The sequence below is a fragment of the Sporichthya polymorpha DSM 43042 genome, assembly GCF_000384115.1.
Taxonomy (GTDB): Bacteria; Actinomycetota; Actinomycetes; order Sporichthyales; family Sporichthyaceae; genus Sporichthya; species Sporichthya polymorpha.
This window is the reverse complement of sequence record NZ_KB913029.1, coordinates 3,282,802-3,301,015: the sequence shown is the minus strand read 5'-3', so window position 1 is coordinate 3,301,015 and position 18,214 is coordinate 3,282,802. Positions and strand designations below refer to the sequence as shown.

Genomic DNA, 18,214 nt, shown 5'->3' with positions numbered 1-18,214 from the left:
CTCGGCGTCAGAGCGCGAGGGAGACGCCGAACCAGGCGGAGAGCTGACGGAGCGTCGCATCGACGTCGGTGTGAAGGATCGTGCGGATCCCGAGGGCCGAGGCCCCGGCGGTGTTCACCTCGAAGTCGTCGACGAGGACACACTGATCCGGTTCGACGCCGAGTTGCTTCGCGGTGAGCTCGAAGATGTCCGCGTCGGGCTTGCGCAACCCGACCTCGCCGGAGAGGACCACGACGTCGAAGCGCGCCAGCACCTCCGGCGGGTAGGCGTTGTCCCAGCTGTTGCTGACGAGTGCCGTCGGGATCCCCGCGGCGCGGAGCCGCTCGACGGCCGCGTTCATGCCCGGCTCGGGCTGGATCAGCTCGGCCATCCGGTCGAGGAACCGCTCGCCGTCGAGGCCGCCGAGCGACTCGGTCAGCTGGACGTGGAACTGCTCCAGGAACTCGGTACGGACGACCTCACCGCACTCGATGCGCTCGACGGGGTCGTCGACGTCGCGCAGCGCACGCAGGGTCGCACGGAAGTGCGGGTAGTCGACGCCGAACTCCCGGCAGACCTGCTGGGCGGCGCCGTACATCGAGGTCGTCAGGACACCGGCGTAGTCGCACAACAGCGCGACCGGCGCCGCCGGCGTCATGCCGACTCGGCCCAGGGCCGCCAGCCGAGGAGCTCACACGCGTTGAGCTCGACGATGCGGTGCGCCTCCTCGTCGGGGACGTCGATCAGCGCCTCGGCCAGGTGCTTGCGCGAGTGCGGCCACAGGCTGTCCGAGTGCGGGTAGTCGCTCTCGTAGGTGATGCGGTCGACGCCGATGCGGTGGCGGAAGTCGATGCCGGCCTGGTCGGAGATGAAGCAGCCCCAGACGTTGCGGGCGAACAGGGTTGAGGGCCGGGTCTCGACGTCCACACCGGAGTACCAGCGGTGGCGCTCCCAGACCGAGTCGATGCGCTCGAGCATGTAGGGGATCCAGCCCGTGCCGCCCTCGGCGAAGGCGACCTTGAGCGCCGGGAACTGGTGGAACGTCCGCGACAGCAGCAGATCCGCCATCGCCGACATGCTGTTCAGGCCCATCTGAGTGATCGTCACGGGCGTGGGCGCGTCCGGGCTGACGAACGGCGTCCGGCCCGAGGTGCCGAAGTGCATCATCAGCGGCATCCCGGCCTCCTCGGCGCGGGCGAAAACCGGGTCCCAGTGGTCGGTGTGGAACGACGGGAGGCCGAGCGGCGAGCAGTTCTCCGGGAACGAGATGCAGCGCGCCCCGAGGTCGATCGCGCGGCGGAGCTCGGTGACGCACGCGTCGACGTCCCACAGCGGCAGGACGCAGACCGGCACGTAGCGGTCCGGGGCGGCGCCGCACCAGTACTCCAGCATCCAGTCGTTCCAGGCGCGGATGCAGTCGAGCGCGAGGGCGCGGTCGTCGCCCTCGAGGAAGCGGGTGCCGGCGAACCGCGCGAAGCTCGGGAAGCAGAGCTGGGCCCAGACGCCGTCGGCGTCCATGTCCGCGAGCCGGGCGACCGGGTCGTAGCAGCCGGGGCGCATGTCGTCGTAGCGGGCGGGCTCGACGTCCCAGGTCCGCGGGTCCTTGCCCGCGACGGCGTTCAGCCCGATCTGCGGGTACTGCTTGCCCGCGTAGACCCACGTCTGCACGCGCCCGTGCGCCGTGGCGCCGAGCTGGAGGCGGGCCGCGTCGACCTCAACCTCCTCGACGTGCGGGATCGCGTCCCCGTACTTCGCCGGGACCCGCGAGGTCCAGACGTCGGCGGTCTCGATCGCGTGGTCGTCGACCGACACGAGCTTCATCCAGTCCTGCAGAGGCATGCGCAACAGTGTAAATGATTCGCGCAGTTTGTGCAGAGGATCAGTCGTCGTCCGCATCCGCGAGCAGGGCGTCGTAGTCGGCGAGCGGCCGCGTCCCCTCCACCGCGAACCGGGCGAGCAGCGTCTCCACCTCGGTGATCGGGTCCCAGGCCCCGAGCCCGGTGCCGAGTTCGGGGAGCCCGGTGGCCGGCGTGGTGGCGGCGATCACCGCCTCGACGACCGCGCCGGCGTCCTCCCGGTGCGAGCCGCCGACGACCGGGTCGCGGCCGACCCACCCGGCGCGGAGAACGTCGGCGGGCGGGGCGTCGGCGGCGCGCGGGTCGTGGGGACGCAGGACCAGCTGGGCGCGGTGGTCGCGGATGCGCAGGCGGCCGTCGGGGCCGCGCTCGGCGACGCGGATCGCGCGGGCCCGGTTGCGCCCGACAATGCCGACCAGCTCGACGCCGGCAAGCAGCTCGACGCGCGGGACCCCGGCGAGCAGGTCCGTCACGTCCGCTGCCGTGGGCTCGAGGGCGACGGCGGCGTCGACGACCGGGTCGATCGCCGGCGTGTACGTGTCCGCACTCCCCGCGCGGGCGGCGCGCAGGTAGGTGAGCGTCCCGACGCCGACCGCGTCCGCGCCGGGGATGCGCAGCGCCCGGTCGGCCGGGGCCCCGGTGGCGGCGACGACAGCGGTGCAGCGGTCGCGCACCTCGTCCCAGGAGAGGTCGGTTCCGACCGAGACGTTCCCGCGGAAGCGCACGCGCGGGTCGGCGAGGACGGCCGCGAGGCGGCGGGCGACGCCGCGGAGCACCTCCGCGCCGGAGGCCGGACCGTGGCGGAGCATCGCGTCGGGGCGCGGGGACCGCTCGAGCCATTCGACGGCGAGTGCGGAGTTCGCCCGGGCGAGCAGGGCCTCGACAACGGCCAGCCCCGCGGGGCCCGCACCGATCACCGCAACGAGTCGTTCTGCAGGTGCAGGCACGGGTTACAGTGTAAATGATTAGCGGACTTCGAGGAGGACCGATGGCGGCTGCGGCCCCGGACCTGCGCGTCTTCGACGGGCTCTACGTCGACGGGCGCTGGGTGCCCACCGCGGCGAGCGAACCGGTGCTGAACCCCGCGACGGAGGCCGCCATCGCGTCGGCTCCGGTCGGCGGTACGGTCGAGACCGACCTCGCCCTCGCCGCCGCCCGCCGCGCCTTCGACACCGGGCCGTGGCCCCAGCTGACGCCCCGTCAGCGAGGCGCGGCGCTGGAGCGGCTGCTCGGCGTCTTCACCGACTGGGCCGACGCGATCGCCGACGTCGTCATCGACGAGGTCGGCACCTCGGCCATGACCGCCCGGCGCGCGCAGGTGGACACCCCGCTGCGGCACCTCGAGTGGTTCGTCGAGCACCTGCACGGTTGGCGGCCGGAGACCCCGCTCCCCGCGACGACCATCACCGGCCGGCACGGCCGCGTCCTCGGATCCGGCGTGCTGCGCCGCGAGCCGATCGGGGTGGTCTCCGCGATCACGCCGTTCAACGCCCCGTTCTTCCTCAACGTCATGAAGCTCGCGCCGGCGCTGGCTGCCGGCTGCACGCTGGTGCTCAAACCCTCGCCGTACACGCCGCTGGAGGCGCTGCTGATCGCGCGGGCCGCCGAGGAGGCCGAGCTTCCGCCCGGTGTGCTCAACGTCGTCACCGGTGGGCTGGAGGTCGCGCAGCAGCTGACGACCGACCCCCGCGTCGACGCCGTGACGTTCACGGGATCGGATGCGGTCGGCGAGCAGATCCTCGTCCAGGCCGCGCCGACGATGAAGCGCGTGCTCCTGGAGCTCGGCGGCAAGTCCGCGATGATCGTGCTGCCGGAGGCCGACCTCGCGCAGGCCGTCGCCGGCGGCGTCGCGCAGGCCGCGACGTTCTCCGGGCAGGGCTGTGCGTTGTGGACGCGGCACCTCGTCCACCGCAGCCGCTTCGACGAGTACGTCGGCATGCTCGCCGGCGGGCTCGACAAGGTGACCGTCGGCGACCCCCGCGACCCGTCGACGGTGATGGGCCCGCTGATCCGCGAGTCCCAGCGCGCGCGGGTCGAGTCCTACGTCGAGCTCGCGCGCTCCGGCGGCGGCGAGGTCGTCGCCGGCGGCACGCGCCCCGAGGGCCTCGACCGCGGCTTCTACTACCGGCCGACGCTCGTCACCGGCCTCGACAACTCCAGCCCCGTCGCCCAGGACGAGATCTTCGGCCCGGTGCTCCTCGCGATCCCGTTCGACACCGACGACGAGGCCGTCGCGATCGCCAACGACTCGCAGTACGGCCTGTCCGGGGCGGTCTTCGGCGACCCCGCCCACGCCTACGACCTCGCCTGCCGCCTCCGGACCGGCAACGTCTCGATCAACGGCGGCACCGGCGGCATGAGCCCCTGGGCCCCCTTCGGCGGCTGGCGCCGCAGCGGCCTCGGCCGCGAACTCGGCGAGGGCGCCCTCGACGAGTTCACCGAGCAGAAGACGATCCAGTGGCACGCCGGCTGACCACCCTCGCCGCCCCTGTGAAAAAAGGGTGACACCCCTTACTGCGCAGTAAGGGGTGTCACCCTTTCTTCGCATCGAAGGCGGGTCAGCGGCGGGGGAGGCCGAGGACGCGGTCGGCGAGGAGGTCCTTGACGATCTCGGTGGTCCCGGCGGCGATGGTGGCGGCGCGGCCGTAGAGGTACTCGGACGACGCGTGGTTCGCGAGCAGGCCGGCGGGGCCGGAGAGGTCCTGGACCGTCTCAGTCATCCGCCGCCGGGCGAGGCTCCACGCGAGCTTCACCACCGACTGGGCCGGGCCGGGACGTTCGGCGAGCAGGGCCCGCTCCCCCAACAGCCCGGCGACGCGGGCCTCGGCGAGCCGGCGGCCGACGAGGTCGCGCTCGATCGGGTCGAGCGGACGGTTCAGCAGGCCCAGCGCGCGGCGCAAATCCGCCTCGACGGCCTGCGCGAGCGCGACCTGGCCCGAACGCTCGTGGGCGAGCGTCGTCATCGTGACGCGCCACCCGTCGTTCTCCGCACCGAGCAGCGCCGACGCCGGGACGCGGACGCCGTCGAAGAAGACCTCCGCGAACTCGGTCGCTCCGTTGGCCTGGCGCAACGGCCGGGCCGTGACGCCGGGGGTGTCCATCGGCACCAGCAGCGCCGAGATCCCTCTGTGCGCGGGCGCGTCCGGGTCGGTGCGGACCAGTAGCTGACAGTGCGTCGCCTCGACGCCCTGCGAGGTCCAGACCTTCTGACCGTCAATCACATATGCGTCGCCGTCGCGGCGGGCGCGGGTGCGCAGCGAGGCGAGGTCGCTCCCCGCCTCGGGCTCGCTGAAGCCTTGGCACCAGATCTCGGCGGCGTCGAGGATCGCCGGCAGGTGCGCGACCTGCTCCGGCGTCCCGAACGCCATCAGCGCGGGCGCGACGTTGTTGATCCCGAGGACGCCCGCGACCATCGGCGCCCCGGCCCGCGCGAGGACCGCCTCGACGGCGACCCGCTCCGCCGCCCCGAGACCGCGGCCACCGTGCTCGACCGGCCACCCCGGCGCCGCCCAGCCGTGCGCGTGCAGCCGTCGTTGCCACGCGACCCGCGAGGCCCACGACTCGTCGGGGTGCTCGCGCCGGTGTGCTGGGAGCTCCTGCGCCACCAACGCGGCGAACTCCTCCACGATGCTCGTTGCCGTGCTCACCGCCACGCCGTCGGCCCGGTCCGGACGGCGGAGACGAGCTCGCCCAGCGGAGCCGCCCACGGCTCACGGTCGACCGCGGACGCGAGCGGCGGCACCGCCCGCTCCAGCGCCTCGGCGACGGTCCGGACCTGCGGCAGCACCGCCGGTTCGTCCGTCGCCAGGGCGACGAGATCGACGAGCAGGTCGCTGAGCTGATGAACCCGGCCGACCGCCACCTGCGGGTCGTCCGCGCCCGGCCGCGGCCCGAGCAGCAACGCGGTCTCGCGCTGCGCCCACACCGCGACGTGCCGCCGGTCGTGACTCCGCCGCTGGACCCAGCCCCCGGCCGCGCGGGCCAGCAGGTCGTCGCGGAACGGCGAGGCGGGCAGGATGTCGGAGACCGTCCGCACCACCGCCGGCGCAAGACTCGCCACCGAGCCGAGGGCGCCACCCACCGGCGGCAGCACCGGAGCGTCGCGGCGGCGAACCGACTTCGTCCCCAGCACGTTGACGCCCGCGATCGCGCGCCGGGTGTCGCGCAGGGCGTCCTCCATCGACCAGGTCGTCCGGAACCCCCACTGCTCGCGCAGCGCGGTGGTGTCCGCGACCGGGAACTCCTGAAGCATGTCGAGCGCGACGCTGTCGACGTCGGACAGGCCGAGCCGGAACATTGCGTCCATGCTGCGGCCGAGCATCCCGGCGGGGAATCGCACCACACGCCGGCCGAGGATCTCGCCGACGCGTTCGAGGCTCGCGGTCCCGGAGTCGGCGAGGTTGACCAGCCCGGTCCGCTCCCCTGTCGTCACCGCGTACAGGAAGCGCATCACGTCGTCCTGGTGGACGAACTGGAACGGGTTCTCCTCGCCGCGGACGCCGACGAGCACCGGCGTCGCGAGGACGGCCACGGACATCGAGGACACGCTGCGGCCGATCACGATGTTCGGCCGCACCATCGCGAGCGGGACACCGCTGGCGAGCAACTCGTCCTCGACGACCATCTTGTGGTGGGCGTACTGCAGCTCCGGGTCGGGTCGGCGCTCGTCGTCCTCTCGGTACGGCCCGTGACCCGGCGTCACCCCGTAGGCGGTCACCGACGAGGAGAAGATCAGCTTCTCGGTCCCGTGCCGGCGCGCCGCGGCGATGACGTTGCGCGTGCCGTCCAGGTTGATCCGTTCGGCCGCCTCCCGGTCCTTCGCCACGCCCATGAACCACGCGAGGTGCACGACGCGGTCGGCCTTGGCGACCGCGGCGTCGACGGCGTTCGCGTCCCGGATGTCGCCGGGAACGAACTCGGCGCCCGCCGGGAAGTTGGCCGGCCGGCGACGGGCCATGCCGAGCACCTCGACCCCGCCGGCGACGAGGGCCTCGCACAACGGCGCTCCGAACGCGCCGGTCGCCCCGGTGACGAGGACTCTCATGACGGCTGGTTCCAGCCCGACACCGGCGCGGTCCCCTCCAGGACACTCCGCCCGTCAACCGACCGACGAAGGATCAGAAAATCGGGGCCCTTGAGCCCGCGATGATCCTCGGGCCCGAAGGTGATCGACGTCCCCGGCCCACCGGTGCACGCCGGCAGGCGGCGGATCGTCTCCAGACCGTCCCGCAGACCCCAGGGACTTGCCGTCCGCATCCGCCCCAGGCCCACCGCGAAGCAGTGCCCGATGTCGTACCCGCACGTCCCGCCGCTGTTCGCCGGCCGGTAGCCGTACCGCGCCTCGAACCGGTCGAGCACGGCGGCGTAGACCTGGTTCTCCTCGGAGTACTGGTCGACCCCGACCCAGCCCTCGATGCGCCGCGCCCGCTCCTCGCTGTACCCGGCGGACACGTACGCGGTGGTCTGGATCCGCGGCGGATCCCAGCCGATCTTCTCCAGCGCCGGGCGGACGGTCTGGTTGATGCCGCCGAGGCCGAGGTACACGAGCGCATCGGGATCGGCGGCGCGGCACTCCTCGAGCACCGTCGCGAGCTCCTCGACGTGGATCGACGGGTACACCGGCGGCTCGGCGACCACGGCGATGCCGTACTGCGCGATCGCCCGACGGAAGTGCTCGGCGTACTCCTCGCCAATCTGCGTCCGCTCGCGGAGCACGGCCACCCGACGGTGGGAGTGCTGCGCGAGCCACGACGCCATCACGTACGGCTCGTCGGCCAGGCCGCCGTTGGCGATCACGAACGCGAACGGCCCGCGCCAGTGGAGCGTGCCGCAGATCGAGATCGTCGGCAGCCGCAGCTCCTCGGTGAGGTCGAGCACCGCGAGCGAGTTGTCGGTCGTGAACGGCCCGAGAACGCCGAGGACGTCCTGCTCGGCGAGCTCGCGGTAGACGCGGCGCAGCGCGTGGGAGTTCGTCCACGGCTGGCCGTACACCTCGCGGACGACGAGCTCGACGGGCCGCTCGACGATGCCGCGCGCGTGCGCCTCGTCGAGGGCGAACTGGGCCATGTCCGGGAACGCGTCGGACAGACCCGGGTGCTCGGGCAGGTCGACGATCACGCCGAGCCGGTAGGGCTCGATCGGCCGGCCGTGGTACAGCCGCTGCGGGGGCGTGCCGGGCAGGGGCGGACGTTCGCTCACGAGCGGTCCTTCGCGTCGGACGGCGGCGGGAACTGGTCCCGCACCGGCAGGAAGTCGGGCATGCGAAGGCCGCGGCGGAGCCAGTTCCCGCCGTCGAGCACGAGCGTGTGCCCGGTCAGGTAGGCGGCGTACGGCGAGCACAAGAACGTCGCCGCCCAGCCGAGTTCGTGGGGCTGCCCGACCCGACCGGCCGGCACCGTCCGGGCCAGCGACGCCAGGCCCTCCGGCGTGTCCGCCCGCATCTGCGGCGGCACGTCCTCGTGCGGGAACAGGCCGGGCGCGAGGCCGTTGACGCGGATCCCGTCCGGTGCCCACTCGACCGCCAGAGACTGCGTCAGATTCACGACGCCGGCCTTGGCGGCAGCGGAGTGCGCGGTGCCGGGCCCGCCGGTCCAGGCGTAGGTCGCGGCGATGTTCAGGATCGCGCCGGGCCGCGCCGACGTCTGGCAGCGGCGCGCGAACTCCGTACTGGCGAAGAACGTCCCGTCGAGCACGATGTCGGTGACGGCCCGCCAGCCGCGCGGGCTGATGTCCTCCGCCGGCTGCGGGAAGTTGCCGGCCGCGTTGTTCACGAGCACGTCGACGGGTCCGAGCGCGGCCTCGACCTCGTCGAACGCGGCGGCGATCGCCTCGGGGTCGCGGACGTCGACGGCGAACGCGCCGGCTTTCGCCCCGACCGCCTCGATCGCCGCGACGCCCTTCGCATGGTGCTCGGGCTTGCGGGAGAGCACCGCGACCGCGGCACCGAGGCGCGCGAACTCGACCGCGATCGCCTTGCCCAGCCCGGTCCCACCGCCCGTGACCGCGACAACCTGCCCGGCGAACGTCCCCGCCGGGAGCATCGCGGTCCCCAGCGGCGGGGGCACCGGCAGGCCGCTCATGACGCCTCGAACAGAGCGGGCAACGTGCGCGGCGACCGGAACCCGAGGCCGAGCGCCTCGGGCACGGCGGCGTCGGGGTCGAGTCGCAGCCCCGGCAGCCGGCGCAGCAACGTCGTCAGCGCGACGCGCGACTCGGCCCGGGCCAGGTGCACGCCGAGGCAGTGGTGCGGCCCGGCCGCGAAGGCAAGGTGCTGCGCCGCCGGTCGCGTGATGTCGAAGCGGTCGGGGTCCGGCCACACCGCGGGGTCCCGGTTCGCGCCGCTCATGTTGCACTCGACGATCGCGCCCGCGGGGATCCGCACCCCCGCGACCTCGGTCTCCTGCGTGCTGATCCGGTTGACCGACGTCAGCGGCGGCTCCCACCGCAGCGCCTCCTCGATCGCGCGCTCGGCCACCGCCGTCGACCCGGCCGCGACGTCGGCGCGGACCATCTCCAGCTGGTCCGGGTGCGTGAGCAGACCGAGGAGCAGGCTGCCGGTCGACCGCGCCGTCGTCTCCGCGCCGGCGGGCAGCAGGATCCGGCAGAAGTTGACGATCTCCTGATTGGTCAGGCGCTGACCCTCGATCTCGGCCTCGATCAGCAGGCTGATCAGGTCGTCGCCCGGGGCCGTGCGGCGCTCGGAGATCGCCGCGTCCAGGTAGGTCTGCAGCGCCGCGGAGGCGGCGAGCGCGGTCCGCGGGTCGAAGAAGATCGTGATCGTGTCCGCCGCCCACGACGTGAACTTCGGGACGTCGGCGCGCGGGAGACCGAGCATCTCCGCGACGACGTAGACCGGGAACAGCAGCGTGAACTCGCCGATCAGGTCGGCGCGGCCCCGGGCGGCGAACCGGTCGATCAGCCCTTCGACGATCGGCACGACCGCGTCGCGCTCCCAGCGGTCGAGCACCGACTTGCGGAACGCCGACGCGATCGTGTTGCGGTACCTGCGGTGCTGCTCACCGTCCATGCCGAGCAACGTCTCGCCCCACACCTGCGCGATGGTCTCGTTGTGGATCGAGGACGAGAACACCTCGGTGTCCATGAACCCACGCTTGGTCTCGCCGTGGCCGATCAGCGCGAACACCGGCCGCTCGGAGAACACCGACATCGCCTTGCGGTAGTCCTCGAAACCCACGAGCGTCGACTGGCTGTGCGGCTGCACGGGGCAGCGCGCGCGGGCCTCCGCGATCGGCCGGTGGAACTCGGCCACCTGCGCCCGCGGCGAGGCCTCCTCCGCCTTCGCGAGGTGCTCGCTGTAGGCGCGGTCGTCCGCGTCGCGGATCCAGGTGCGCAGATCGCTCACTACGAACGTCCGTCGTTGAAGGCGTCGAGGAAGCCCGCGGAACAGACGACCTTGCGGGTCTCGCCGCGGCGGGTGGTCGTGCCGTCACACGGACGGTAGGTCGGATCCTTCGCGTAGTACGGCATGATCCCGTCCGGCGAGGCGACCCAGTCCCACTCCTCGCCGTCGATCAGGTACTCGACCTTCCGCGGGAACTCGTCGTCGCCGAAGGTGATCTTCGACGTGACGTCCGTGGTCAGCTTGAACGGCCCGTCCGAATTGAGCATCACGGCGAAGCCCCAGTCCTTGCCGCCGTGGCAGATCTGACCGACCTCGATGGTCCCGTCGTCGTACTCGGTCGTCATCGTGTGCCAGGCGATCTCGAGCTCGTTGAAGTACGGCGCGGTGCGCCAGATCGTGCCCGGCCGCAGGTGCTGCTGGTCGAAGCCGAAGAACCCCTCGACGGGCTCGCCGAGGATGTGACCGCTCGCGCGGATCATGTAGGAGCAGTAGAGGTTCCCGCCGTCGCGCATCGGGTCGTACATCGCCGCGCCGGCGTTGCCGACGATGAAGCCCTCCAGGTGGAGGATGTCGCCCTCGTCCCAGACGACCTGATCCTGCGCCGGTTCCTTCCTCACCTCGAGCAGGAACGGCTCCCCCGGCGAGCGGGCCATCCCGACGTGCATGCGGAAGTGGTCGTCGTCGGCGGTGAAGCGCACCGACCCGCCGCGGAAGGCGTCGGGCTGCCGCGGCGAGGTCTGCAGCGCCGTCCCGTCGCTGACGTTGAGCACGAGCCCGTAGGACAGTTCACTCGCGACCTTGCGCAACAGCGTGTGCAGCTTGCCCTCGGGGGTGCGGAACGACCCGTACAGGTAGAGCCCGTCCTGGATCAGCGGCCCGTACGTCCACGTCGGGAGCATCTCGCGGAAGTTGACCTCGATCGCGGACACCACCGTCTGGTGATTGAAGTCGCCGCGACGCTGCGGAACCAGGGTGACCATTCAGTGCGCTCCAGTCGTTCGGGTCTCGCCGCGGCGGATGCGTTCGCTCAGGCCCCAGCCGGCCGGCCGGTGCTCGCCACCGACGGTGGCGCCGCGGAGAATCGGGAGGTCGAGGACGGTCACGAGGCCGGGCGCCGCGGCAGCGACCGCGGGAACGGCGTTGACCATGTACATCGCCGTGCCCCACAACGCCGGACGCGGCTGGACACCGTCGGGGTCCTCCAGGTCGAGGTGCAGGTGGTAGCGCGGCGAGCCCTCGACGTGGACGCCGTACCCCTGCCGCACCATCCACTCCGGGGCGAGGTCGCGCCGCAGCCGGTTGACGTGCTCGATGCGGATCCGCTCGACGCCGCCGATCATCCCGCGCAGACCGAACCGGACCGCCGCGATCGTGCCCTTCGGGATCGGCATCGCGGGGACCTCGAAGTCCTCCGGCGCCGGCGCGGTCTCGGAGAACTCCTCGATGCCGTCGAGCTCCTGACCGAGCGCCTCGGCGATCAGCCGCAGCGGCGCCTCCCACGTCCCGCGGATGCCGCCGGGGGTGAAGAAGCGCGCGCCGTCGGTGGTCTCGCGGCCGAAGTTGAAGTAGTCGAGCTGATGCAGCGGCAGCGGGTCGTAGTCGCGGACCTCGTAGGACGTCAGCAGCTCGATGCGCTCGCAGATCGCGGACAACGTGATCGGCAACGTATGCGCCGCGAAGCCGGGGTCGATGCCGCCGTAGAACAGCGTCGATCCCCCGGCGGCGCAGGCCGCGGCGAGCGGGTCGCGCAGTTCCGGCGGCGCCGAGGCCGGGTGCGCGAGGCGCGCCGATCCGAGCGTGATGACGTCGACGCCGGCTGCGAGGAACTCCGGCAGCCCGTCGACGTTGCGCGAGGGTCCGCAGTGGATCAGCACGTCCGCGCGGGCGGCGAGGATCTCCGCGGTCGACGTGGTCGCGCGGACGCCGGTCGCGTCCCAACCGAGAAAGTCGCCGGCGTCGCGGCCGGCCTTCTCCGGGTTCCAGACCCGCAGGCCGACGAGCTCGAGGTCGGGCCGCTGGAGGACACCCCGCAGGACGAAGTGCCCGACGTCCCCGGTGCCCCACACCGCGACCCGATGCGTGTCCATGCCGCGTACCGTAGCCCAGAAGAGCGCAAATCATCTACAGTTTCTCTTCCGTTCGACGCCCGCGTGGCGCTACGGTCGCGCTGTGAGTCGTGAAGCCGGTTCACGCTCGTCGTCCGGGGTGCGGCGGCACCCCGTCCTCCCGGCCGTGCTGGCACTGGCGCTGCTCGCCGGGTGCGGTTCCCGGCTGTCCCAGGACGAACTGATCGCCCGGAACGCCGGCACCGCCACTGTCGTCGTCCCGGATGCGCCGGCCGCGGACCCGGGGGACGTCGTCGCCGCTCCGGTCCCCTCGCCCGGGGCCGTCCCGGCCGTCGATCCGGGTGGTGCCGCCCCCGCGAATTCGGCGGCCCCGACCGGCGGCCCGAGCGAGGGCGCGGCGCCAATCACCACGGCCGGGACCGGCGGGGCGAAGAAGTCCGACCGAACCGCGTCGGCGGCACCGAAGACCGACAACCAGCCGATCACCATCTGCTCGGTCTCCGAGATGGGCGGCCCGGCGGGCGCGGCGATCGCCCAGGGCGTGAACGGCCTGCAGGCCTGGGTGGGCGACGTGAACAGCCGCGGCGGGGTCCACGGGCACCGGATCCGGCTGATCGTCCGCGACTCCAACTCGGATCCCAACGTCGCGCTGGCGCACGTGCGCGCCTGCGTCGAGAACGACGGCGCCGTCGCGCTGGTCGGCGGGATGGCAACGCTCACCGCCGCGGGCTACCGGTCCTACCTGGAGAGCAAACGCGTGCCGTCGATCGGCGGCGACTGCGGGACGTACGTGTACAACTCCTCCCCGGTGTTCTTCAACCAGTGCGCGGCACCGGAGACCAGCGTCTGGGCCATCGCCCAGGAGGCGGCGAAGGCGGGGACGGCGAACAAGAAGTTCGCCTTCCTGTACTGCCAGGAGGCGTCCGCGTGCGCCAACGGCCGCAAGTGGATGGTCGACGACCGGTTCGTCGAGCGGAACGGCCTCGAGCTCGCCTACGCCAAGCAGTTCAGCCTGACGCAGCTCGACTTCACCAGCGAGTGCACGGCGATGAAGGCCGCCGGCGTGACCGTGGTGTCGGCGATCGTCGACCCGTCCGGTCTGCAGCGGATGGGCCAGTCCTGCACCCGACAGGGGTTCAACCCGGTCTGGGTGCAGCTGTACGCGAGCGTGTACTCGGACACCGCGACGAAGCCGGGGCTCGGGAACATCCGGCTGCAGATGCCGACCATGCCGTTCTGCTGCCTGACCGGCAAGGACGCGCAAAACACCGCCTTTCAGCGCTACCTGACGGCGTTCGAGCGCTTCGGCGGCCTGCGCGCGCCCGGGCCGGCCGTGCCGCTGGGCTGGACGTCGGGAGTGCTCTTCGAGCGGTTCCTCGACGAGGTCGCGAAGGTCTCGCCGTCCGTCACCTCGGCCGTCCTGCTTCGGGCCGCGGACGGGATTCGGAACGAGACCCTCGGTGGACTCGTGCCCGCCATCAATCTGACGGCGGGTGAGAAAACGCCGGACTCCGGCTGCTGGTTCGTCATGGAGGCCCGCAACGGTGGTCCGTTCGGAGCGCCCGACGGACTGGGACTGACCTGTCGGCCGCGGTAGGCGCTGGTCGGCAGAAGCGCAAATCATCTACAGTTCTGCCCATGACGAATCGCTTCGCGGGAACCGTGGTCCTGATCTCCGGCGTCGCGCGCGGGCAGGGGCGCAGTCACGCCGTCCGGCTCGCCGCCGAGGGCGCGGACATCATCGGCTTCGACATCTGCGCCGACATCGCGACCAACGAGTACCCCCTGGCGACGCTCGACGACCTCGAGGAGACGCGCAAGCTCATCGAGTCCCGCGACCGGCGCGCGGTGCTGGTGCCGGCGGACGCCCGCGACCGCAACGCGGTGCGCGACGTCGTCGCGCGAGGCGTCGCCGACCTCGGCGGTCTCACGCACGTCGTCGCCCAGGCCGGCATCTGCCCGCTCGGCAACGAGGACCCGCAGGCGTTCGTCGATGTGGTCGACACCAACCTCGGTGGCGTGCTCAACACCGTCGGCGCGGCGATCCCGCACCTGAAGGCCGGCAGCGCGATCGTGTGCACCGGCTCGCTGGCCGGGCTGATCTCCGGCGGCACCTCGCGCAACGCCGGCGGCGGGCTCGGCTACAGCTGGTCGAAGGTGACGATCGCGAGCTACGTCCACGACCTGGCGAAGGTGCTGGCGCCGAAGAGCATCCGCGTCAACGCGGTGCACCCGACCAACACCGACACCCCGATGCTGCAGAGCCCGCCGATGTACCGGGCGTTCCGCCCGGATCTGGAGAACCCCACCGCGGAGGACGCCCGCCTCTCGTTCCCCGCGCTGAACGCGATGCCGACGCCCTGGGTGGAGCCCGGCGACGTCAGCGACGCCGTGCTGTTCCTGCTCTCCGAGCAGGCGCGGTGGATCACCGGCGCCCAGCTCCCCGTCGACGCCGGCGCTTACGTGAAGGCGAGCTCGCGGCCGGCTCGCTGACTCTGCGTCAGGACCGGCGCAGCTCCCCGCGGACCAGCAGGCGCAAGGCGTTCGCCGCCCGCTCGTAGCGATCGGGGTCGACGCGGGCGCTCATGCGCATCTGACCGTAGACGATCGCCTGGAACATCAACGCCACGTCCGCTTGCGGGGCGGCCAGGTCGTCGTCGGCGTCGCACATCGAGGCGAACAGGGCGGGGATCCGGGCAGCCTGGTCGGCCAGGTCGGCGAGCTCGGGGTGATGGGCCAGCTCGTCGTCGAGCCCGCTGACCAGGCGGGCCAGCGTGGGGTCGGTGCGCATGAACTCGATGCCGACGTCGATGGTCGCCTCGAAGCGGTCGAGCACGCGGCGTTCGGGCAGTACGCGGCGTTCGAGCTCGGCCACGATCTCGTCGATCGCCGCGGTGACCGCTGCGGCGTAGAGCCCAGCCTTGTTGCCGAAGTGGTGGTACAGCGCGGGTTTCGTGACCCCGGCGGCCGCGACGACATCACCGACGTTGGTGGCCGCGTAACCGGACTCGGCGAAGCAGCGCCGGGCGACGCGCAGGATCTCAGCGCGGGCGGACGGGGCGTCGCCCGCGGGCCGGCCTGCCGTGCGGCGCGGAGTCGCTCTCGCCATCTGCACACCCTTGCCGTCGTCGGGACCGCTCTCTAATATACCCGCAGGTATATTACTGACCTGGCGATCCGTCATCGGAGGCGTTGTCCATGGGCCGGCAGAACTCCCCCGTCCGTCCGAGCGGCCGTTTCGGCTTCCAGCCCGTCGGCGGGATGGTGGAGCCCGACGGCCACAGCCAGTGGGGGCCGATCCTCGGCCTGCCGATGAACATGGCCTACGCGTACGGGACCCTGCGCGCCGAGGACGGCACGTACTGGTGGCCGATCCGCGGGGCGTACGAGTCCGTGAGTCGGCGGATGCACCTGTCGGAAGCGCGCGACGCGGTGGACTTCGTCTGGGCGCCGGAGGGCGAGGCGTGCGACGTCGGGCCGGTCGAGACCGAGAAGCGCGACGGCTGGACCGGGACCTGGCGCGCGGACGGCTCCCCCGTCCTCGCGACGAACGGGCCGGAGTTCCGCTGGACCGAGCCCGGGTTCCTCGACGTCCACGGTGAACTCGTCGGCCCCGCGATCCAGTTCTTCATGCCGGACGCCGCCGAGCCGCTCGTCTACACCTCACGACTGTTCCGCGGGACCGGGACGATCAAGGGCCAGCCGGTGCGCGGGCTGTTCTTCCACGACTCGATGCACATGCCGGCGGACCAGGACTTCATCCGCAGCGCGTACATCACCGACCTGCAGGCCGCGTGGGTCGCGTTCGCGACCGAGTTCGAGGACGGCACCGTCCACGCCGGGCATCTGGTCTGGGGCACCGAGGGTTTCGACATCCTCCTGATCCACCGGACCGACGGGGAGCCGATCGTGCTGCGCGACATCGACGTGGCGGTGCGCATCGTCGACGACTACCCGGTCGAGGTCCGTTACTCCGGCGGCGGCGAGACCTGGATCTGGACCGCCCACCCTCAGTGCTACCGCGACCCGATCCGCGCCGACCTCCCCGAGGGCCACCGCCGCATCCAGGGCTGGGTCGTCCGCGCGGGCGAGACCCGTCGCCCCGTCGCCACCGAGGCCCTCATGGAGACCTACAACGGCCGCCTCACCGACGTCCTGATGTAGCAGCACCCCCGCCCCCGCCCCCGCCCGTGGCGGCGACGGCGCCCGCTGCTCATGCATGAGCAGGAGGTCGAAAATCGGACACCCGACGCCCGAAAATCGACACCCCGCTCATGCATGAGTAGCGGACACGGCCGCATCCTGCTCATGCATGAGCGGGAGGTCGAAAATCGGACACCCGACGCCCGAAAATCGACACTCCGCTCATGCATGAGCGGAGTGTCAGGGCGGCCGGCGGGCCGCTACTCGAAGAGAGGCGCGGTGCGGGCCTTGCCGCCCTTGAGGAGGCGGGTCTCGATCTCCTCGACGTGGGCGCGCCAGACCTCCTCCGCGCCGTCGGCGTCACCGGCGCGGACCTTCTCCAGCAGCTCCTCGTGGGCCCGGTGGGCGCGGCCGTTGCGGCGGGGCTCGGCGGCGAGCTGGGCCTCGTACAGATGAGAGGTCGCGCCGGTGAGCAGGTCCATCGCGAGGGCGAGGGACGTCGAGCCCGAGAGGGCGGCCACCTCGGCGTGGAAGGTCAGCGCCGCACGGGCGCCAAGAACGCCGTCGGCCTTCTCCGCCTCGATCGCGGCTTCGAGGGCGGCGACGACGTCCACGCCGGCGCCGTTCGCCGCGCGCTCGGCGACCATACGGGCCAGCGGCGGCTCCAGCGCGACACGCGCGGCCTGGTAGTCCGCGACCGACGCCGAGCGCGACTGGAGAATCAGGCCGAAGTAGCGGGCGGCGGTGCCGATGTCGGGCTGGGTCACCTCGATGCCGCCGCGGGCGCCGCGGTGCACCTTGATCAGGCCCTCGGACTCCAGCACGACGAGCGCCGCACGCAGCGTCGCGCGCGAAGCGCCGAAGCGCTCGCGGAGTTCGGGCTCGGGCGGGAGGCGCTCGCCGACGGTCAGCTCGCCCGTGACGATCTGGCGGCGCAGCTGCGAGGCGAGCCGGTCCGCGCCGGTCGAGTGCAGAGGGACGATCTCAGTCATTGACGGTCCCTCAGAACAGGTCCACGACGCCGCGCGGATCGGTGTCGGAGCCCAGTGCGTGACTGACCGCCTCGACGTGCGTGCGCCACAGCGCCGTCGCGGCGGCGACGTCCTCGGCCTCGACGTGCTCGACGAACCGCACGTGCGCGCGGTGACCTTTCATCAGCGCGGCCCGGTCGGTCGCGGCCGGCGAGACCTGGGTCTCCTCCGCGACGCGGACGTCGGTGTGCCGCTGCACCACGTCACCGAGGACACCGAAGACGGCGTGCAGCGTCACGTTCCCCGAGAGCTCGACGACGAGGTCGTGGAAGGCGAAGCTCGCATGGCTGAACGCGGCCGGGTCGTCGAGGGAGTCGCGCTCGCGCTGCAGAGCCTCCTGCAGGGCCTTGCGGACCTCGGGGTCGCCACCACGGGCCGCGAGCATCCCCGCGGCCGGGGGCTCGACGACCGCGCGCGCCCGCTCGACGTCGAGCAGCGTCGTCCCGCGCATCTGCAGGTGGACGCCGGCATACCGGCCGGCGACCTTGATCGACGGCTGGCGGACGAACGCGTCGTGCCCGCCGCGGCCGACCTCGACCAGGTTCTCGGACTCCAGGATCCGGTAGGCCTCGCGCAGCGTGGGGCGGGAGACGCCGTAGGCCTGCATGAGCACGGTGCCCGGCGGAAGCTCGCCGGACTCGGCGAACGCGCCCGACGCAATGCGCCGGCGCAGGTCCTGGGCGACCAGCTCCGCTACCTTGGGGACACGCATCGGGTCGGCGCCGAGGTCAGGGAAGTCCTGACTCACCGCTCACCTCCCTGACGGCGCCCAGCGCG

Annotated in this window: 17 protein-coding genes; 4 read left to right on the top strand and 13 right to left on the bottom strand. The window is 72.4% G+C overall.

Features of this window, described 5'->3' with window-relative positions; translation table 11 throughout:
* Positions 1 to 7 precede the first annotated feature (7 nt).
* From SPOPO_RS29970 to SPOPO_RS0116095, 3 genes are read right to left on the bottom strand one after another with little or no spacing between them, the layout of a single operon-like run.
* Positions 8 to 637 carry an HAD family hydrolase gene (locus SPOPO_RS29970; RefSeq protein WP_019875907.1) on the bottom strand — a complete coding sequence of 210 codons (630 nt, stop codon included), beginning with the start codon at positions 635 to 637 and terminating at the stop codon, positions 8 to 10.
* Positions 634 to 1,818 carry an amidohydrolase family protein gene (locus tag SPOPO_RS0116100; protein ID WP_019875906.1) on the bottom strand — a complete coding sequence of 395 codons (1,185 nt, stop codon included), beginning with the start codon at positions 1,816 to 1,818 and terminating at the stop codon, positions 634 to 636. The genes SPOPO_RS29970 and SPOPO_RS0116100 overlap by 4 nt, the downstream gene beginning before the upstream one ends.
* Positions 1,819 to 1,858: 40 nt before the next feature.
* Positions 1,859 to 2,782, bottom strand: coding sequence for a ferredoxin--NADP reductase domain-containing protein (locus tag SPOPO_RS0116095; protein WP_156869937.1), 924 nt, complete (start codon positions 2,780 to 2,782; stop codon positions 1,859 to 1,861).
* A 41-nt stretch (positions 2,783 to 2,823) separates the two neighbouring features.
* On the opposite strand from SPOPO_RS0116095, the gene SPOPO_RS0116090 reads away from it, so the two are divergent.
* Complete coding sequence (locus SPOPO_RS0116090) at positions 2,824 to 4,308, top strand: aldehyde dehydrogenase family protein (protein ID WP_019875904.1); 1,485 nt, start codon at positions 2,824 to 2,826, stop codon at positions 4,306 to 4,308.
* A gap of 85 nt (positions 4,309 to 4,393) precedes the next feature.
* Here SPOPO_RS0116090 and SPOPO_RS0116085 read toward each other — a convergent pair whose 3' ends face one another.
* Genes SPOPO_RS0116085 through SPOPO_RS29960 form a run of 7 tightly spaced genes read right to left on the bottom strand, consistent with a single transcriptional unit; the run spans position 4,394 to position 12,284 of the window.
* Positions 4,394 to 5,482, bottom strand: coding sequence for an acyl-CoA dehydrogenase family protein (locus SPOPO_RS0116085; protein WP_028984834.1), 1,089 nt, complete (start codon positions 5,480 to 5,482; stop codon positions 4,394 to 4,396).
* Positions 5,479 to 6,879, bottom strand: coding sequence for an NAD-dependent epimerase/dehydratase family protein (locus SPOPO_RS0116080; RefSeq protein ID WP_019875900.1), 1,401 nt, complete (start codon positions 6,877 to 6,879; stop codon positions 5,479 to 5,481). The genes SPOPO_RS0116085 and SPOPO_RS0116080 overlap by 4 nt, the downstream gene beginning before the upstream one ends.
* Positions 6,876 to 8,033: an ABC transporter substrate-binding protein gene (locus tag SPOPO_RS0116075; protein WP_019875899.1), complete on the bottom strand. Its 1,158-nt coding sequence runs from the start codon at positions 8,031 to 8,033 to the stop codon at positions 6,876 to 6,878. Before SPOPO_RS0116075 ends, SPOPO_RS0116080 begins: the two co-directional genes overlap by 4 nt.
* Positions 8,030 to 8,914 (bottom strand): SDR family oxidoreductase, encoded by an 885-nt coding sequence (locus SPOPO_RS0116070; RefSeq protein ID WP_019875898.1) that lies wholly within the window; start codon positions 8,912 to 8,914, stop codon positions 8,030 to 8,032. Before SPOPO_RS0116070 ends, SPOPO_RS0116075 begins: the two co-directional genes overlap by 4 nt.
* Positions 8,911 to 10,197: a cytochrome P450 gene (locus tag SPOPO_RS29965; RefSeq protein WP_019875897.1), complete on the bottom strand. Its 1,287-nt coding sequence runs from the start codon at positions 10,195 to 10,197 to the stop codon at positions 8,911 to 8,913. The genes SPOPO_RS0116070 and SPOPO_RS29965 overlap by 4 nt, the downstream gene beginning before the upstream one ends.
* A complete protein-coding gene (locus SPOPO_RS0116060) occupies positions 10,197 to 11,177 on the bottom strand; it encodes a hypothetical protein (protein WP_019875896.1) in 981 nt (326 codons plus the stop codon). Before SPOPO_RS0116060 ends, SPOPO_RS29965 begins: the two co-directional genes overlap by 1 nt.
* Positions 11,178 to 12,284 (bottom strand): NAD(P)H-dependent amine dehydrogenase family protein, encoded by a 1,107-nt coding sequence (locus tag SPOPO_RS29960; RefSeq protein ID WP_019875895.1) that lies wholly within the window; start codon positions 12,282 to 12,284, stop codon positions 11,178 to 11,180.
* 82 nt (positions 12,285 to 12,366) lie between these two features.
* Here SPOPO_RS29960 and SPOPO_RS0116050 point away from each other — a divergent pair, with 82 nt between their 5' ends.
* A complete protein-coding gene (locus SPOPO_RS0116050; protein ID WP_245541720.1) occupies positions 12,367 to 13,860 on the top strand; it encodes an ABC transporter substrate-binding protein in 1,494 nt (497 codons plus the stop codon).
* A gap of 41 nt (positions 13,861 to 13,901) precedes the next feature.
* On the top strand, positions 13,902 to 14,756 hold the full coding sequence (locus SPOPO_RS0116045) for a mycofactocin-coupled SDR family oxidoreductase (RefSeq protein ID WP_033385077.1): 855 nt from the start codon (positions 13,902 to 13,904) through the stop codon (positions 14,754 to 14,756).
* Positions 14,757 to 14,763: 7 nt separating this feature from the next.
* Here SPOPO_RS0116045 and SPOPO_RS32950 read toward each other — a convergent pair whose 3' ends face one another.
* Complete coding sequence (locus SPOPO_RS32950; RefSeq protein WP_169577207.1) at positions 14,764 to 15,372, bottom strand: TetR/AcrR family transcriptional regulator; 609 nt, start codon at positions 15,370 to 15,372, stop codon at positions 14,764 to 14,766.
* Positions 15,373 to 15,461: 89 nt separating this feature from the next.
* On the opposite strand from SPOPO_RS32950, the gene SPOPO_RS32945 reads away from it, so the two are divergent.
* A complete protein-coding gene (locus tag SPOPO_RS32945; RefSeq protein WP_019875891.1) occupies positions 15,462 to 16,427 on the top strand; it encodes a hypothetical protein in 966 nt (321 codons plus the stop codon).
* Between the two features lie 239 nt (positions 16,428 to 16,666).
* Here SPOPO_RS32945 and SPOPO_RS0116030 read toward each other — a convergent pair whose 3' ends face one another.
* Together SPOPO_RS0116030 and SPOPO_RS0116025 are read right to left on the bottom strand one after the other, a co-directional pair.
* Positions 16,667 to 17,398, bottom strand: coding sequence for a FadR/GntR family transcriptional regulator (locus tag SPOPO_RS0116030; RefSeq protein ID WP_019875890.1), 732 nt, complete (start codon positions 17,396 to 17,398; stop codon positions 16,667 to 16,669).
* 10 nt (positions 17,399 to 17,408) lie between these two features.
* Positions 17,409 to 18,185, bottom strand: coding sequence for a FadR/GntR family transcriptional regulator (locus SPOPO_RS0116025; RefSeq protein ID WP_019875889.1), 777 nt, complete (start codon positions 18,183 to 18,185; stop codon positions 17,409 to 17,411).
* Positions 18,186 to 18,214 lie beyond the last annotated feature (29 nt).

What these genes read in the sequence shown, in the direction of transcription:
- SPOPO_RS29970 (WP_019875907.1), bottom strand. Translation starts at nt 637, where the DNA reads ATGACGCCGGCGGCGCCGGTCGCGCTGTTGTGCGACTACGCCGGTGTC.
- SPOPO_RS0116100 (WP_019875906.1), bottom strand. Translation starts at nt 1,818, where the DNA reads ATGCCTCTGCAGGACTGGATGAAGCTCGTGTCGGTCGACGACCACGCG.
- SPOPO_RS0116090 (WP_019875904.1), top strand. Translation starts at nt 2,824, where the DNA reads ATGGCGGCTGCGGCCCCGGACCTGCGCGTCTTCGACGGGCTCTACGTC.
- SPOPO_RS0116080 (WP_019875900.1), bottom strand. Translation starts at nt 6,879, where the DNA reads ATGAGAGTCCTCGTCACCGGGGCGACCGGCGCGTTCGGAGCGCCGTTG.
- SPOPO_RS0116070 (WP_019875898.1), bottom strand. Translation starts at nt 8,914, where the DNA reads ATGAGCGGCCTGCCGGTGCCCCCGCCGCTGGGGACCGCGATGCTCCCG.
- SPOPO_RS0116060 (WP_019875896.1), bottom strand. Translation starts at nt 11,177, where the DNA reads ATGGTCACCCTGGTTCCGCAGCGTCGCGGCGACTTCAATCACCAGACG.
- SPOPO_RS29960 (WP_019875895.1), bottom strand. Translation starts at nt 12,284, where the DNA reads ATGGACACGCATCGGGTCGCGGTGTGGGGCACCGGGGACGTCGGGCAC.
- SPOPO_RS0116045 (WP_033385077.1), top strand. Translation starts at nt 13,902, where the DNA reads ATGACGAATCGCTTCGCGGGAACCGTGGTCCTGATCTCCGGCGTCGCG.
- SPOPO_RS32950 (WP_169577207.1), bottom strand. Translation starts at nt 15,372, where the DNA reads ATGGCGAGAGCGACTCCGCGCCGCACGGCAGGCCGGCCCGCGGGCGAC.
- SPOPO_RS32945 (WP_019875891.1), top strand. Translation starts at nt 15,462, where the DNA reads ATGGGCCGGCAGAACTCCCCCGTCCGTCCGAGCGGCCGTTTCGGCTTC.
- SPOPO_RS0116030 (WP_019875890.1), bottom strand. Translation starts at nt 17,398, where the DNA reads ATGACTGAGATCGTCCCTCTGCACTCGACCGGCGCGGACCGGCTCGCC.